This is a genomic window from Flavilitoribacter nigricans DSM 23189 = NBRC 102662, assembly GCF_002646595.1.
Taxonomy (GTDB): domain Bacteria; phylum Bacteroidota; class Bacteroidia; order Chitinophagales; family Saprospiraceae; genus Flavilitoribacter; species Flavilitoribacter nigricans.
Window position 1 is genome coordinate 254,708 of the sequence record NZ_PDUD01000020.1, and the last position, 16,544, is coordinate 271,251.

The following is a 16,544-nucleotide window of genomic DNA, read 5'->3' on the forward strand; positions in this document are numbered from 1 at the left end:
TAGATTTGCAGGGAAATTTAAACCCTTATAAATTGATTATCCATGCGAAAAAAGGCGCTTGCCGCTCTGATCGTTCTGCTTGGGCTGACGGGACCAGCCTGCAATAAAGAGATCGAAAGTGTACCCGTTCCACCCTTCACCGTTTTTCCCAATCCGTTTCTGGAAGACTTTGCCGTACACCTGGAAAACAGCTTTCCGGCCGGTACCGCTACGGAATTCCGCATTCTCGACGGTAAAGACCAGCCCATCATGGTCTGGGAAGACCCGGCTCCCGGGACTTCGATCCGGGTGGATATGACCGGCCGGGCGAAGGCACTTTATTACGCCGAATTACGAGTGGGTAATTCGGTATTTATCCAACCCATTGTAAAAGCGCAGTAATGAAGAGGTTAAGCTTTTTGCTACCGGCGTTTATCCTGGTATTTGCCTGGGCATCGGCCCTGGAGGCACAACTCTGGCAGGTCCATTTGAACGGAAACGAGACATTCATTACCGGAAACGAACTTCAGGGCCAGTATCCCATCCTCTGGTATTCCGGGGATGAGGGGCGGGGCGTTTTGGTCGGCGGTTTCGGCGGAGGCGTTTCCTACACCACGGTGCGTATGGGCGCTTACCGACTCCGCTATCAGCTCAATTTGCAGCGGTCGCGCTTTTACGACCATCCGGTGATCTTTCACGATGAGAACGGGCAGATGCTCGGGGGCGTGATCGGGATCAACACCAATCTCAACGCCTCTTTACAGGCCAGCTGGCAGTGGTTGCTGGGTTCACACTATGCGATGGGCGTGGGCTTGGGAACCCGTTACACTTTCCGCTCCATTACGGATTTCGGGAAACTGGAAGTGCGGGGACAGACCACCGCTTTGAAGGAAAGGAATTACGCACTTGCGCCGGAGGTATTGTTCCTGCCGGTGGAATTCAGCAGTTACTTCGGGCGGTTTTCCTACGCGCTTCGTCTGGAAGCGGGACTGACCAACTTCTCCCGCCTGGATGCCTTCAGGGGAGACCGGGGACATCTCCTGTTCCTGGAAGTGGGGTATCGTTTGGGAAAAGCGGCGGAGTAACGGGTATAGCGTGGAAGGGGCGAGCAATTCTCTAAAATGGCAATTTCAATTTCAATTGCAATAGCAATAGCAATAGCAATATCAATCACTCAAAATCAGGCGAAAAGGTCAACAATTGACCAAACGGCCGCTGGTTACCTGCTATTGTAGTTGCCATTGTTATTGAAAATTGCTATTCCTAGAACGGGGGAGGACTAACGGCCGTCCAGCCCCCGTCTACAACGATGGCCTGGCCGGTGATGTGACCCGACAAGGGCGATAACAGGAACAGGGCCGCGTGCGCAATATCCAGCGTGGTGGCCGCCCGCCCGTTGGGGGTGATCCTTTTCCAGGTTGCCTGATAATCCGGATCGGAAACGGTCCGGTCGGTCAGCGTGGCTCCGGGAGCTACGGCATTGACGGTGATACCGTGTTCGGCCAGTTCCACACCCAGACTTTTGGCCAGCATTTCCAGGGCAGCTTTGGTCATACCGTAGGCAGCCAGACTGGGATGCGCCTGGTGGCCGGTGACCGAAGACATAAAGAGAATTCTGCCCCCACTTTTTTGCCGGACCATCTGCCGGGCCGCTTTCTGGGCCAGGAAAAACGAACCCTGCAGGTTAACGGCAGTGAGGCGCTGGAACTGATCCGGCGGATATTCCAGAAATTTACCGAAGGTGGTGATGCCGGCATTCGCAACGGCCAGATCCAGACGTCCGAAGGTGCTGACCGCGAGGTCTACCATGGAGTCGATCCGCGTCAGTTCACTGGAATCCCCGGGGAGGGCCAGGGCCTGCCCTCCGGAACTTTTAATCTTTTCTACGGCGGCAAAGGCGAGTTCTTCGTCGATATCGTTCAGCACTACCCGGGCTCCCCGGTGGCATAGCTGGGCGGCAATTTCAAAGCCGATCCCGATCCCGGCACCGGTAACGATCGCTACCTGATCTTTAAAAATAGGCTCATTCATGATCTGAGGAACTTAGACCGGTGAAGCTATCTTTTTAATAATATTTTTCCGACTTTTTGGCGCATTTTATAAAAATCCCCTTTTCTTCGTAGCCCATCCGATAAAGCAAGCAATGTGAAAAAAGTTCTGGTTATACGCTTTAGTTCCATCGGCGATATCGTATTGACGAGCCCGGTGGTCCGCTGCCTGAAGCAACAGGCGGGAGCTGAAGTGCACTTCCTGACCAAGGCCGGTTTTCGGTCCGTGGTAGAGCCTAATCCGTATATCGATCGCGTATTTACCATTGAAAAAAAAGTAAGCGAAGTGTTACCGGCTCTAAAGGCCGAGCGGTACGATTTCCTGTTTGATCTCCACCAGAATCTCCGTTCCCTACAGGTAAAAATGGCCCTGCCGGGCATCCGGCATTACAGCTTCGACAAACTCAATCTGGAAAAGTGGTTGCTCGTCCAGATGAAGATCAACCAAATGCCGAACCTGCATATCGTTGATCGCTACCTGCAGACAACAGAGATCCTGCATATTAAAAATGACGGAGAAGGACTGGATTATTTTATTCCCCCGGCGGATGAAGTGGATACGGATGCCTTGCTGCGTAGCGGAGGTACATCGGTGCAACTGCTACCGAAAAACAAAAAGCCCGATACCGCCTATGTGGCCTTTGTGATCGGGGCCGCACACCCCACCAAACGGCTGCCGGTAGACCAGATCATAGACTGGTGTGCCCGGATCAACGGGCCGGTTATCCTGCTGGGCGGGCCGGACGATGCGGAGCGCGGACGGGCTATTGCGGAGGCTACCGGATCGCATGTGGTCAATGCCTGTGGCAAATTACGGCTCCATCAGTCGGCATCGGTCGTACGGCAGGCGCGCTTGGTCATTTCCCACGATACGGGCCTGATGCATATTGCAGCGGCCTTTCGGAAACCGATCTGGTCGGTTTGGGGAAATACGGTGCCGGAGTTTGGCATGTATCCTTACTACCCGGAAGGCATGGACCGAAACCGTACGTTTGAAGTGAAAGGTCTGAAGTGCCGCCCCTGTTCGAAGATCGGTCACGCTTCCTGCCCGAAAGGGCATTTCCGCTGTATGCAGGAGATTGAATTAGAGGATGTAACGCTCCAGCTCCAGCCTTAAGCCATCATTCAAATTTGATGGTGTCGTGCAGGTTGGGATATTGCCGCCAGAATTCCGCGTAGCGATCCCGGCTGGCGATAAAGAAGAATTTCTTGCCGAAAGTGCCTTTTGCCCGCAGATGGATGGTCACCACCTTAAAGAAAAGGAATTCACTCTCCCCGATCTTCTCAATATCTACGTACTGATAGCGCAGGTGTTTGAAGTAATTGGTAACGTACATACCGTCCGTTCCCATTTCCACCCGTTTCAGCCGCATCAGAGTAAACAAGAACATCGCTATACCCGAAATAAAGAAGATCAGCAGACCGATACGGAACGGACCGCCGGGGATCTCTCCGTAGAAAGCATTGTCGTATACGAAGGCCGCTATCGTCATGGAGCCGAAAAAGACGATCCAGAACACCGGCATGAAGAACTTATAAAAAAGCGTCAGATTAGTTGAAACTCGCTGCATTAATTTTAATTATTCCAGATCCTTATTGTACTCTTTTTCTCCGCGACGAGCGATACCGATACTGAGCTCATAAAGAATGAAAAGCGGAATACCGATCAAAAACTGGGTAACCACGTCCGGCGGCGTAATGATGGCCGAAAGTGCGAGGATACCGATCACTGCGTGCCGGCGGTATTGTTTCATACCGGCGGGCGTCACCAGTCCCAGTTTGGATAAGAAGTAAACCACCATTGGCAATTCGAAGATCAGTCCGGCCGGCAGCGTAAACATCACCATATAGCCGATCAGCGAGCTGACGGTTGGCGCATTTTCTACGCCCGGGAGTACATAGCCGCCCAGGAAATTAATGGCGAAAGGAGCAATGACGAAATAACCGAAAAGTACACCGGTAATAAAGAGGAAGGAACAGATGATCACTACGCCCCGGGTCACTTTGCGTTCATTGGGGTAAAGCCCGGGAACGACAAATTTCCAGATCTCGTAGAACACGTAGGGGAAGGCTGCCACAAAACCGCCGATAAACGCACTCTTGATGTGGAGAATGAAGTTCTCGGCAAAGCCGGTAGCCTGTATCCTAAATTCCGGAGGATCAAAACAGAGGGCCGAACCGGCGTGCAGCCATTCCGAGAGCCAGCAGAAATATTGGTAGGAAATGAAGTCATCTTCAGTAGGCCCTAACAGAACAGTGCCAAAAAACCAATTCTTGAAAATAAAAAATACAATACTGACTGCCAGTATGGCAATGAGGGAGCGGATGATATGCCAACGCAACTCCTCCAGATGATCCAGGAAGGACATCTCTGCTTCTTCAGGATTGGATTTTCCGTTTTCTATTTGATCCACGTCTATTTGATCTAGTGGCATAGATTGTACTTAATTTCCGCAAATGTAATAAAAATGTGAATAGCGTGCTTCAGTTTGCATCGGGCTTAACCGTCCTTTCTTTGTCAGTTTTTTTTATTTGGACTGTTACTTTTCTGCTTTATCCCGTTATAGAGACGAACAATCGATACAAACGGTTATTAATGAAAGCCTTTCCTCAGGTGCTTTCATCCGTCTTGATCAGCACTAAGTCATTCCGACCAAATTACTTCAACTAACGGGAATTACAAAAAATCATTCAAACAAAGCGGGTTTTCGGACCGGCGTTTGCCATCGGTCCGTGTCACTACCCGCAGCCTGATTTCTTTTGTGGAAGCAGGTTCAGATAATAACGTTGTCCGGCGAAAGCCGGAGCGCGAAAAGGAATGGTATAACAGTACCTGGACGCGCTCTCTCAAAATCCCAAAACGAGATGAACTTTGATCTCCCGGCCCAAAGCCGGGTGCGACCGTATTTGTTCCGGCAGAACAATGCGTATGGCCCCTGCGTGCAGGTCGGGTAGTACGCCATGCCGGGCGAATGCCCGCACCCGTGCTGTTTCCGGGGATATGAAATGGTTTTACGAGTTCCCAATTTCCGTCAAACTACTCAGCGAGCTATAAATTTTCCGGTTTAAACGATCGGATTCCCGTTAGTGGAAGCCCCCTTTTGGGGCTTCTTTTTCTTCACCTTGGTAATTGATACGGGGTATTTGCCTGTGGCTTCCGGCGGCAGTCATCTACCTGGTACGGTATACCCTAAACCTAACAATATGTCTTCAATCCCAAAGGAACCCCGGCAATTGATGATCAATCTGATGTACTTGGTACTCACGGCTATGCTGGCGCTCAATGTATCGGCCGAGATCCTCAACGCTTTTATTTCTCTGGACCGGGGATTACAGGAAAGTAGCCAGATCGTGCAATTGTCCAATGATCAGCTGTCGTTGGCGATCGAGCAGCAGGCGGACGCCTACTCCCAGTTTGAACCCTACCGCGAAAAGACCCGGGAGGTAAACGAACTGGTCAAAAACCTGAGTCTGTACCTCGGAGGCGTAAGAGATACCCTGATCGAAGCAGCCGGAGGAAGGGATGAACACGGTATGCCCAAAAAGAAAAAGAACAAGGAGATCGCCACCCGAATGATGGTTAAAGAAGGACGCGGTGACCTGCTGAAAGAACAGGTACTGGCCGTCCGGGCGGCGCTGTTGGCTACGGTGGAAGATGCCGGTGAGCGGGCGGCGCTCGAAGAGGCCATCCCCCTGCGGATCGCCGAGCTGCCGGCAGATAGTGAAGAAAAGGACTGGTCCACTTTTACTTTCAATCAAATGCCGGTGGTCTCCGTATTACCGCTATTGACCAAATGGCAAAATGATGCCCGGATCGCCCAGACGGTACTGCTGAACCATTTTCTGAAGAAGACCGAGGTAAATACCATCAAACCGGATGCTTTTATTCCGGTCGTTGCGGCCGAGAAAAGTTATGTGATCCGGGGCGAGCCCTACAAAAGTGAGATCTTCCTGGCCGCTTACAGCTCTACTGCCGACAATATCAAGATGTGGGTGGATGATCGCCCGGTAGTCGTACGCAACGGCAAAGCGGAATTCAATACCTCCACGGGAACCATCGGTGCCAAACAACACCGGATGCGGGTAGAACTGACCGATCCGGTGACCGGGGAAGTGAAGCGATTCGACAAAACCTTCGGTTATGAAGTCGGCGAACGCTCCGTCACGGTTGCCGCCGAAAAAATGAATGTATTCTATGTTGGTGTAGAAAATCCGCTGGCGATTTCGGCGGCGGGTGTGCCGAGCGGACAAATAAAAGTTACCGCATCGGGCACGGAACTGGAAAAGAAAAGCAATGGCAAATACGTAGCGATCCCCAGTAAGGTCGGCGAGGCAACCATTACCGTTTCCGGCCCGGGACTAAACCCCACTACTTTTCCCTACCGGGTAAAAAGAATACCCGATCCAATCCCCGCGCTAGGCAATCTACGGGGCGGCGATGTGCCCTCCGGAACTTTTCGGGCCCAGCAGGGGCTTATTCCCATTCTGGAACAGTTTGACTTCAATGCCCGCTGCAGTGTGATCAGTTATGAAATGGCTCGTAAGCCCCGCTCCGGCGATGTCGCCCTGGCAACCAATCAGGGCGCCCGCTACGAAGCAGCTACCCGGCGTTTGGTCGATCAGGCCGATCACGGCGATACCTATTACATAGACCGGATCAAAGTGAAATGCCCCGGCGATATCAGTACCCGGGAACTGAGCGGCATGATCTTTCGGATCAAATAGTATTTCGAAATACAGCTATACTAATTGAGCATTAACCAATAGCAGGTCCATCAACCGCACCAACTCCTTGGAGCCTGCCATACAGCTTCCTATTTATCACCACCTAAATCTATCGATGTGAAAAAAACAGTGTTATTCAGTGTAGTATTTCTCTTGCCTTTATTCATCTTTTGCCAGGAAACGATCCTGATGACGGCCGAACGGTCCACCCCGCTGGATGGCGTGGTAGAAAAGAAGATCCGCTCCGAACGGCGGGTCCTCCAGTACCCACACCTGCGGGAGAATGACCTCCTGTGGGAGAAACGGGTCTGGCGCCTGATCGATACCCGGGAAAAAATGAATCTCACCTTCCGCAATCCCAAGGAGAATTTCTTTCAGGTGCTTATCGAGGGTATTGAATCCGGGGCCATTGCGGCTTACAGTCCGGAAAATGACGCTTTTGAGTTTCCGATGGCCCAACAGGATGTAATGGACGAACTCGTTTTCCGGGATACGCTCCCGGTCTACGATCCCACTACGCTGGAACCGACGATGCAGATCATTGAAGACCAGCTGGATCCCGCCCGCGTGGTTCGCTACCGGCTTAAGGAAGTTTGGTATTTCGATAAAAAGCACGGCACCCTGAACGTTCGGATCCTGGGCATTGCGCCGATGATCGTTGAGGAAGATGCGCAGGGCAATTTCAAATTTGAGCGGCCCCTGTTCTGGGTGTACTATCCGGACTGCCGGGAATGGCTGGCCCGCCACGAATTTTACAACGAAGGAAACGATCACCAGCAACTGAGTTGGGAAGATCTGTTTGAAATGCGGCGTTTTGCCAGCTACATCACCAAGGAAAGCAATGTGCACGATGAACGACTGGAAGACCGGCTTTCCGGTTTGGACCGGCTGTTGAAATCGGAACGGATCAACCAGGAGATCTTCAATTTTGAAGGAGATCTCTGGTCGTACTAAAAAACGGAAATTTGTAACTCCCGGCGGCGGCTGGATCTGACGGACCGCCGCCGGCCCGGAGGGAGCCTCAGCTAAAGGGTGCTCTGGTTGCCGGATGTGACAATTTAGTATAAAAATTCCAGACAATCGTCCGCTGATTGTTACCTTTGCGCCTCTCCCTGGAGTCCGGATCATATTCGGACTTTTCATCAGGTAAGCAGCGGATATGGATGTATTGTTGTACTTAGGTATTTTTATTGCAAGTCTGGCGGTGCTGCTTAAAGCATCTGACTGGTTCATTAATTCGGCGGAAGAAATTGGCCTGTCCTTCGGCATTCCTCCATTTCTGGTGGGGATTACCATTGTGGCCTTCGGTACTTCTCTGCCCGAGCTGGCCACATCCATTGCAGCCGTTTTCGGCGGAGAATCGGAGATCGTTAGCGGTAATGTGATCGGTTCCAACATCACCAATATCGCGCTGGTACTGGGACTGGTAGTCGTACTGGTCAAAGAGATCAACCTGGAAAATAACATCTGGCACATTGATATGCCTCACCTCTGGGGTTCGGCATTTCTGCTCTGGTTTGTCATGAGGGATCAGCAGGTAGATTTTCTGGAAAGTATATTACTGCTGGTCGGTCTGGTGATCTTTCTAATCTACTCCGTAAAAAGTAACCCGAGTGATGAAGGAACGGTGAAATACCGGGCTGCTCCCCGTTCTTATCTGTTACTGGTGTTGGGCGGTGCGCTGGTCTGGCTCGGTGCGGATTACACCATTTTTGCCATTCAGAAGCTTTCCGTTATTGCTGGCATCGAACCCAAGATCATTGCTCTTTCGGCCATATCACTGGGAACTTCTTTACCGGAGATCATCGTCAGCCTGAACGCTGCCAGACGGGGAAAGACCTCCATTGCCGTGGGTAACGTGATCGGTTCCAATATATTCAATACCTATGCGGTAATGGGCATACCTTCCTTTTTTGGCAATCTGGAGATCCCACTGGATATCATTCAGTTTCACCTTCCGCTGATGGTGGTCATGACGATCCTGTTCGGAGTGATGTCCAATAACAAAAATATCAATCGGTGGGAAGGGGCCCTGCTGCTGCTGTTCTATGCGCTGTTTCTCGGCCAGCTGTTTAAGACCGCACTTTGAGTAGTTCGGATCTCCGGCTTCATTCGTTATCTTCCTCGCCCTCGCTGCTTTCCTTCATTTCGGTCAGCTCTCCTTCAAATTCCGTGGATACAACGTGGGCTTCGTACCCCTGTTCTTCCAGCCATTTGCGAAAAATATCGGTATATCCATGGGTGACGAAAATGCGTTCGGCGCCGGTATCGGCAATTGCCTGGTTCAGCCCGTCCCAGTCGGCATGATCGGATAGCACAAAACCGCGATCGGCAGCCCGCCGGCGACGTGCTCCGCGCAGGGCCATCCAACCCGAAGCGATACCGAGGGAAGTGGTGCCGAATTTTTTCACCCAGGGAGAACCCAGGGCCGAAGGCGTAGCCAAAACCAGACTGCCGGGATATTCTTTCTTCGGGATGGTCGGAGTCACCCGGATGGTATCCGGGAGTGCGATCCCCTGTTTGCGGATCACTTCATTCGTATTTTCAACGGCGCCGTGGGTGTAGATCTTACCGATGGAGGCATCCAGGTTGTGGAGGATGCGTTGGGCTTTCCCCAGAGCGTATGCACTTAACACACTTACCTTACCTTCTTCCTGGTTTTTTCGCCACCAGTCGTTGATCTCCGCAAAAACCTCCTCCTGGGCTTTCCACTTGTAGACCGGTAAACCGAACGTACACTCGGTGATGAAATTATGGCATTTCACCGGAACAAAGGCCTCTGAGATGCCGTCATCTTCCAGTTTATAATCCCCCGAAACTACCCATATCTCTCCCTTGTGTTCCACCCGGATCTGGGCCGAACCGATGATGTGCCCGGCGGGAAAGAAGGTGAAATTCACGCCGTTGATATTGCGCCGTTCACCGTATTCAACCGTTTCGATCTTGATAGGACCGAGGCGGTGACGAATGACGGGCTTTGCCGTTTTGGTAGAAAGATAATACTGGTGCCCCCAGCGGGAGTGATCCGCGTGCCCGTGGGTGATGAGGGCCCGTTCTACCGGTCGCCAGGGGTCGATATACACCTTGGCCGGTGGGCAGTAAATTCCCTTTTCCGTAAATTCTAATAACATGCAGCCTGGTCCTTGATCAAATGAGATTTACTATGCTGAAACACGGTGCCGTCGGGATGGTTTGCCCGATCGGAAAATATATGTTATCGAAGGCGGTATCGTTTACATTACTTTATAGCCGTGATGGACCCGGTGAAGGTCTTCTTAGTAGCATCGATAAAGCGGACATCCACCCGGTAGATGTAAACCCCCATATCTACCGGCTGGTTACGGTACCGCCCGTCCCAGCCCTGGGTGAGATCTCCGGGTTGCAGATCACTTTGGGTATACAGTAAATTGCCCCAGCGGTCGAATACCTGAAATAATTCGATCACTTCCACTTCAAATCCGTTGGAGAAAACGGTAAATCGGTCATTGACCCCGTCCCCGTTCGGGGAGAACGCATTGGGCGCGTAGATCTGATAAGAATCCTCGGTAGAAATGGAAAAGTACAGGCTGTCAACGGCCGTACAGCCGGCATCGTTGGTCACCTGCAGGGTGAAAGTACCGTTCCCGTTGGCCAGCAAATTGGGTTGCCGGCAATCCGTACAACTCAGGTCCAGCGGTCCGGTCCACTGGTAACTGACATTGCGGTAACTGGAAAATGGGGTAAAGGTGTACACCGTTCCGAGAGCGACCATAGTGTCGGGGCCCACATTGAGCACCAATTCCCGGGGAGCATCAATGTTCACCTCCTCGGCAAAGGTGCAGCCGAATTTATCCGTGATCATCACCCGATAATTTCCCGCACTGAGATTGGCGAATCCCGGACTGCCGGAGACCAGCGAATCGTTCAGCGAAAAGCTGTAGGGCGGATAACCCGTCTGCAGCAGATCAATGGCAATACTGGCATCCTGGTCACCATAGCAACTGGGCGGCTGGGCGATCAGCTCGGCATCGATCATGGGATCGTCGAGCACGGTCAGGTCCAGGGTGACGATACTGTCACACCCAAAAGAGGAGAGCAAGGTATCGGTATAGATCCCCGTTTCGGTATAGGTGGAGCGACCCGTATCGTAGATTAGACCGCTGCAGATGGTATCGGTGATCGTGAAAAATTTAGGCAGGACGGTCACCAGTTTGGGATAGGAGAACACCCGGCATTTGAAATTCTGCAGGTTTTCCGGCGTGCCGGCTACCAGATAACGGTAGTAATAGCGGCCGCTGGCAAAATTGCTAATGGTATGGGTGGTACCCATGGCTCCCGGAATATCGTTGAAGGTAGCTCCTTCATCCGTACTGACCTGCCACTGGATATAATTCTCCGGAAAGCTGGAACTGAGTACTTTACTTTCCAGAAACAACGAATCGTCATCAACGCAAACAAAGGTTTCTTCTTCCGGCAGAATGATCGCTTCCGGTCCGCAGGGGCGAAAAGAGATGTTGTCCAGAGCCAGATCGTTGCCGATCCCACCCGGAGCATTATTGCGGATACTGAGGGTGAGGTTCTCACTGGCCAGCCCGGTGGTGAAGGTAAATCCATAGGTCTTCCAGGTTTCATCCTGGGGAATGTCGCCGGAGGAGAACTTCAACTCATCGTTGATATAAAAGCTGATATTGGGTTTGATGTGTCCGGTGGTCGTACGGGAGATCAAATTGATCACATCGGCGGAAAACTCAAAAGTGGTATTGGCGCAGAGGCCCGTGATCTCCTGCTGGTAGAAGATCCCCGGTTCGTAGCTCGCATTGACCACCATCATGTAGCCGTTGGGATCACTGCTGTTGTCCCGGATGCGGATCCAGGTACCGTACAGGCCGGACCAGGCGCCGGTATTATTGGTGATCACGTACAGTCCGTCACTTGGTGGACCCTGGCGCGCGTAGGAATAACCCGGTGCAATTCCCGGATCATCCGGCGGAATATTCGCCGACCCGGAGCCGAAATCACCACCCTCAAAAAGATTTTCCCCGAGACTGCCGTCGCATCCCATCACTACCGGATCCGGTAAGGGAGCGCTGACTGGGGTAGCGGTTTCCCGGTGCCATAAGGTAAAATACAGGAGGGCAGGGACCAGGGCAAAAACGTACTGGGTGCGCTTGGGACCAAAAGAAAATTGAGGCATGATGATTTTAATTTTTTCAGCTGCGAATGGCTCCTCTTCCGGGAAAAGCTGTCAAATTTAAACTTTTTCTTCTTCCTTTTCTTCGTGGAACCCCATGAAAACTATCCCCGCGATGACACAAAGCAATCCACCGAAAATTGCCGACAGGCGAATACCGAGATCATTTCCGGGGTCTTTGCCGAAAATGGTCAGGATGGCGAAGATCATGATCCCGACGGTCTGGCCGAGTTTGGTACTGAAGTTCCGGGCGGCAAAATACATGGCTTCTTTCTGCTGGCCGGTACGGTCGGTATCCCTTTTGGCGAGGTTGGCGATAATGGCGTAGGGCAGGATCCCCAGATACGCTGCCGGGATCGCCGCCAGAACGGCAAATCCGAAGATCTGGGTCTTGGGAGGTAACGGCAGTTTACCGAAAAAGTAGATGCAGAATAGCAGCAATCCCTGCAGTAGCAGAGAGATGACCACCAGTGGTTTTTTACCGAATCGTTTGACCAGTCCGCCGACAGTAGGGTAGAAGAGGAGCGAAACCAGCACCAGTAGCCCCATAACGGCACCCCCGAGGCTTTCTTCCAGACCGAGAAGTACCGTCAGTACGTATAACATACTGCTGCTCACGATCGTGAGGGATACGAAATAGGCAAAGTCCGCCAGGATAAAAATGAGGAAGTTGCGGTTGGTGACGATCTGCCGAATGGCCGGTCCGAAGGCCAGGGTAGTGGGCTGACTGTTAAGCAGTTGCTGCTCGTTGACACTCACCACCGGTATGAATAAAAAGACCGTGCCGGCGAAAACCTGGATAACGATGGCCCATTGTAGCGACTGGTGTTTATCCATCCAGTGGAACCAACCCTCCAGCCAGGCCGCCAGAGAAGGGGTCTGACTGGAAATGATGATCCCGATCACAAACGCCAGGGACAACAGGGTAGACAACCGGATCTTTTCGTCGTGGCTCGGGGCCAGTTCCGGCAAAAGTGCGTTATAAGGTACAATATAGGCCGTCATGAACAGGTAGAAACCCGCTTGCGTCAGTGCCAGCCACCAAATATTGTCGCTGCTTTCCGGCCGTTGGTAAGGGAAGAAAATGAGGATACAACAGATCGCCGCCGGCAAAAAGGAGTAAAGCATAAAAGGAATACGCCGGCCTTTCGGACTTTGCAGGCGATCGCTCCAGAATGCAATAAGCGGATCGGTAATGGCATCGAGCAAGCGGCCACTGGCCGCGATCAGGGACAGAAAAGTAAAGAGCCCGAAGATAGTGACCTGGGGTATCAGCACTTCCATTTTGGAGTTGGACGGAGGAACATAGAAATAGATCAGCATCACCGTAATGTTGTTGGTCAGAATGGACCATCCCAACATTCCGCTGATGTAGCCCACTTGCGTGCGCCGGGAAAGTGCGGACATGAATTATTGGTTTGCAGCGGGCAAAATAGTAAATAATAGTAGCTTTGGCCGCAAATATTAAAAATAACGCTACAGGATGTCTGATCCCATAAAAAAGATCTCAATTCTCGGTTGTGGCTGGCTGGGCTTGCCCCTGGGGGCTGAGCTGGTAAGATCCGGTTTTTCCGTTTACGGTTCAACCACTTCTCCGGAAAAACTGGAAACTCTGGAAGCTGCCGGCATTCAGGCTCATTTGATCGAGGTCGGGGAAACCCTGACCGGCGATATCGATGATTTTTTCCGGACGGATCTGCTCATTCTCAATATTCCTCCCGGACGCAGGCGTCCCGATGTGGCGGACCGCTATCCAGCCGAAATCAAACTGGTAGTGGATCAAGCTCTGGCGCAGGGGACTTCCCGGATCATTTTCATCAGTTCTACCAGCGTTTATCCCGACCTGAACCGGGTGATCACGGAGGAAGATGCACCGGCAGCCGACAGCGGCTCGGGATTGGCCCTGGTGCGTTGTGAACAATACCTGGCGACTTTACCAGATCTATCCCTGACTATCCTGCGTATGGCCGGACTTGCCGGCGGCAACCGAAAACCGGGAAGGTTCCTGGCGGGAAAGACGGACGTCAGCAATGGGCGCGCCCCGGTCAATATGGTGCACCGGGATGATTGCATTGCGATCATCCAGGAGGTCATCCGGGAATCTGCGCTGGGAGATACCTTTAACATCTGTGCAGATCAGCATCCGAGCCGCAAGGAATTTTATCGGCACCAGGCCCAGAAAGACGGTTTTGAACCGCCCACCTTTGCACCGGAGGGAGAGACCCATTATAAGATCATTTCCAACCAGAAGATAAAAGACCGGCTGCAGTATACTTTTCGGTATCCTGATCCCATGGACTTCTGAAACCGCGACCCTTATTCCAGGGTCAGATCGATCTCGCAAAGTTCAAAGTTGCCGTTGCGAAAGGCCGTGATCAGCAGTTTTTGCCCGTCCGGACTCCACATCGGTAAGGTATCGCCGTCTTCGTTGCGGGTGATGCGTTTTTTCTTCCTGCCGTTCTTGTTCATAATGTAAATTTCCGGCCGGATATCCTCCATGGAGGTGACGTAGGCGATTTGTTCACCGTCCGGCGACCAGGCCGGACAGAAATTGTGTTGCGGCCAGCGGGTGAGGCGCTTCCATTTTCCGTTCTTTAAATTGATTCGGTAGATCTCATCGTCTTCATTGCGCGTATCCTTGCGGGAAAACAGGAGCAGGTAATTACCGTCCGGAGACCACATCGGGTATACATTCCGGAAATCATTATCGCTGAGAGTAAGGTGTTTTTTCTTTTCCAGGTCATAGATCCTTACGCTGATCCGGTCCTCGCTTTTCTGGAGGGAATAGGCCAGGAATTTACCCGATGGAGCGTAGCGGGCAAACATGGGCGAGCCGCCGAGCTGAGGTTCGCGGAGCAATTTTTTGGACAGCCCGATGAACAGATCGTGTTCGTAGAGATCGATCCCCTCGTTATTTTCAATCTCGAAGATGATCGACCGGCCGCTGGGGTGCCAACTGGGACGCCTTTCGTTCTGGGGGCTGAAGGTAATAGGACGTTGTTCGCCGCTGGTCAGATCCAGTAAATAGATATCCCAGCTGCCGTGGCGGTCGGTCTCAAAGATGATACTTTTACCATCGGGCGAATAACTGCCATAACGGTCATTGCCGGGATGATTCGTCAGGCAGGTTTCGGAGAGAGGAGACTGACTGATCAGTAAAACGGGTAAAAGAAGCGTACAGATCAAAAGGGAATATTTCATCATCCGAAATTAAGGATTTATTGTGGATACCGCTACGGCTGAGGGAAAACACAAAGCAATAAATGACCGGCTGCCGTCAAAAAGGACCATCGGGTACATGGATAAATTTGAACCACCCGAAATGTTCCCCGTTTTCACCTTGGTCATTGTAGCATTCTGACTATCAATTTAGTGCGCGTTTGGTGCGGGCGGTTCTTGGAACTTTTGTCGACAAGAACAACATGAGTACGAATAGGACCAATACGACGCCCAACGCAATACGCAGGCCTACCCAGTCCGCGATAAAACCAATGATGGGTGGTCCGAAAAGGAATCCGCTGTACCCCACCGTAGTGACCATACTGATGCCCACTCCGGGTTCAATGTTGGGCATGTTTCCGGCCTTGCTGTAGGCAATGGGCACAATTACCGAGAGCCCGAGACCCACGAACATGCAGGCGATGATGATCACCACTGGTTCCAGGATGGCCAGGATGAGGCTTAACCCCAGCGCCGCAAAAAAGCTGCCGGCGATCAGGAGCCGGCCGTCTCCCCAGCGGGCCCGGGCGCCGTCCCCCAAAAAGCGGGCCACCATCATCGCCATGGAAAAAGCAGCGAGCCCCAGGGGAGCAGTAGCGGGCGCGGCCATAGCGATCTTTTCGAGGTAGTTGGTACTCCAGTCGGCCATGGCCCCCTCGCCGAGCATGCAGCAAAAAGCGATCAGGCCCATGCCTATCAGGGCCCGGTTGGGAAGCTGAAATCCACCGCCTTCGGCCGTAGCGTTCCGCACACGATCGACAATCAGATTGGGGGTGCCGTACCAGGCCAACACAACGCAAAGCACCAGTATACTGTAGATATGGGGCATAATATCCAGGCCGAGACGAATGAAAAGTGCACCACAGCCCGCGCCCAGCATCATGCCCAGGCTGAATACGGCGTGGAAGGACGTCATGATGGGTTTTTTGTAAACCTGTTCAACCAGTACGGCCTGGGCGTTCATCGATACATCCAGCATACCGCCGGACAACCCCATGCAGAAAAAGACCGTGCCCAGGATCAGGACATTGGGCGCCAGTGGAATGAAGATCATCCAAAACAGAAAAGACCAGGCGGCGTAGATCGTGGCTCGCCGACTCCCCACCCGGGCGATGATCACTCCGGTGATCGGCATGGCGATCAGCGCCCCCACGGCGTGGGAAAGCAAAATGAGCCCGATCCCTCCATTGTCCAGATCGTAGATCTCCTGGAAACGGGGTAGGCGGGAGATCCAGTTGCCGTAGGAAAAGCCATTGAGCAGAAACATGGCATTGAGGGCCCAGCGGTGTCGCTTTTGCTGCATATTTTTGATTTTGGGCAAAGGAAATAGATAATTCGGAAAAAATTGCCGGAAGCCCATGCCTTATTTATATTTTAATCGCCCAATTCATACAATCATCAAC

15 protein-coding genes are annotated in these 16,544 nt (G+C 52.3%); 7 read left to right on the forward strand and 8 right to left on the reverse strand.

Features of this window, described 5'->3' with window-relative positions; all coding sequences use genetic code 11:
* The first annotated feature begins 42 nt into the window (after window positions 1-42).
* On the forward strand, window positions 43-381 hold the full coding sequence (locus CRP01_RS15065) for a hypothetical protein (protein ID WP_099150885.1): 339 nt from the start codon (window positions 43-45) through the stop codon (window positions 379-381).
* Window positions 381-1,064: a hypothetical protein gene (locus CRP01_RS15070; protein ID WP_099150886.1), complete on the forward strand. Its 684-nt coding sequence runs from the start codon at window positions 381-383 to the stop codon at window positions 1,062-1,064. The genes CRP01_RS15065 and CRP01_RS15070 overlap by 1 nt, the downstream gene beginning before the upstream one ends.
* A 178-nt stretch (window positions 1,065-1,242) precedes the next feature.
* Here the strand turns inward: CRP01_RS15070 and CRP01_RS15075 are convergent, their stop codons facing one another.
* On the reverse strand, window positions 1,243-2,010 hold the full coding sequence (locus CRP01_RS15075) for an SDR family NAD(P)-dependent oxidoreductase (RefSeq protein ID WP_099150887.1): 768 nt from the start codon (window positions 2,008-2,010) through the stop codon (window positions 1,243-1,245).
* Window positions 2,011-2,124: 114 nt separating this feature from the next.
* On the opposite strand from CRP01_RS15075, the gene CRP01_RS15080 reads away from it, so the two are divergent.
* The gene (locus CRP01_RS15080; RefSeq protein WP_099150888.1) at window positions 2,125-3,144 is read left to right on the forward strand and encodes a glycosyltransferase family 9 protein; all 1,020 of its coding nucleotides are present in this window, start codon (window positions 2,125-2,127) and stop codon (window positions 3,142-3,144) included.
* Between the two features lie 4 nt (window positions 3,145-3,148).
* On the opposite strand, the gene CRP01_RS15085 is transcribed toward CRP01_RS15080, so the two are convergent.
* Together CRP01_RS15085 and tatC are read right to left on the reverse strand one after the other, a co-directional pair.
* Entirely contained in the window at window positions 3,149-3,598 is a 450-nt protein-coding gene (locus tag CRP01_RS15085) for a hypothetical protein (RefSeq protein ID WP_099150889.1), read from the reverse strand.
* Between the two features lie 9 nt (window positions 3,599-3,607).
* On the reverse strand, window positions 3,608-4,462 hold the full coding sequence (gene tatC / locus CRP01_RS15090) for a twin-arginine translocase subunit TatC (protein WP_099150890.1): 855 nt from the start codon (window positions 4,460-4,462) through the stop codon (window positions 3,608-3,610).
* A 769-nt stretch (window positions 4,463-5,231) separates the two neighbouring features.
* On the opposite strand from tatC, the gene porM reads away from it, so the two are divergent.
* The 3 genes from porM to CRP01_RS15105 all read left to right on the forward strand — a co-directional run bounded on the left by porM (window position 5,232) and on the right by CRP01_RS15105 (window position 8,841).
* Window positions 5,232-6,752: a type IX secretion system motor protein PorM/GldM gene (porM, locus tag CRP01_RS15095; RefSeq protein WP_099150891.1), complete on the forward strand. Its 1,521-nt coding sequence runs from the start codon at window positions 5,232-5,234 to the stop codon at window positions 6,750-6,752.
* 117 nt (window positions 6,753-6,869) lie between these two features.
* Entirely contained in the window at window positions 6,870-7,706 is an 837-nt protein-coding gene (gene porN / locus CRP01_RS15100; protein ID WP_143473395.1) for a type IX secretion system ring subunit PorN/GldN, read from the forward strand.
* 205 nt (window positions 7,707-7,911) lie between these two features.
* Window positions 7,912-8,841 carry a calcium/sodium antiporter gene (locus CRP01_RS15105; protein WP_099150893.1) on the forward strand — a complete coding sequence of 310 codons (930 nt, stop codon included), beginning with the start codon at window positions 7,912-7,914 and terminating at the stop codon, window positions 8,839-8,841.
* 19 nt (window positions 8,842-8,860) lie between these two features.
* Here CRP01_RS15105 and CRP01_RS15110 read toward each other — a convergent pair whose 3' ends face one another.
* The 3 genes from CRP01_RS15110 to CRP01_RS15120 form a co-directional block, all read right to left on the reverse strand.
* Window positions 8,861-9,883 (reverse strand): ligase-associated DNA damage response exonuclease, encoded by a 1,023-nt coding sequence (locus CRP01_RS15110; protein ID WP_099150894.1) that lies wholly within the window; start codon window positions 9,881-9,883, stop codon window positions 8,861-8,863.
* Between the two features lie 107 nt (window positions 9,884-9,990).
* Window positions 9,991-11,925, reverse strand: coding sequence for a gliding motility-associated C-terminal domain-containing protein (locus CRP01_RS15115; protein ID WP_099150895.1), 1,935 nt, complete (start codon window positions 11,923-11,925; stop codon window positions 9,991-9,993).
* 57 nt (window positions 11,926-11,982) lie between these two features.
* Entirely contained in the window at window positions 11,983-13,329 is a 1,347-nt protein-coding gene (locus CRP01_RS15120; protein ID WP_099150896.1) for an MFS transporter, read from the reverse strand.
* A 76-nt stretch (window positions 13,330-13,405) separates the two neighbouring features.
* Here CRP01_RS15120 and CRP01_RS15125 point away from each other — a divergent pair, with 76 nt between their 5' ends.
* Window positions 13,406-14,227 (forward strand): SDR family oxidoreductase, encoded by an 822-nt coding sequence (locus CRP01_RS15125; protein WP_099150897.1) that lies wholly within the window; start codon window positions 13,406-13,408, stop codon window positions 14,225-14,227.
* A gap of 11 nt (window positions 14,228-14,238) precedes the next feature.
* On the opposite strand, the gene CRP01_RS15130 is transcribed toward CRP01_RS15125, so the two are convergent.
* On the reverse strand, window positions 14,239-15,126 hold the full coding sequence (locus tag CRP01_RS15130; protein ID WP_099150898.1) for a TolB family protein: 888 nt from the start codon (window positions 15,124-15,126) through the stop codon (window positions 14,239-14,241).
* Between the two features lie 160 nt (window positions 15,127-15,286).
* Window positions 15,287-16,444, reverse strand: coding sequence for an MFS transporter (locus CRP01_RS15135; RefSeq protein WP_170110381.1), 1,158 nt, complete (start codon window positions 16,442-16,444; stop codon window positions 15,287-15,289).
* Window positions 16,445-16,544 lie beyond the last annotated feature (100 nt).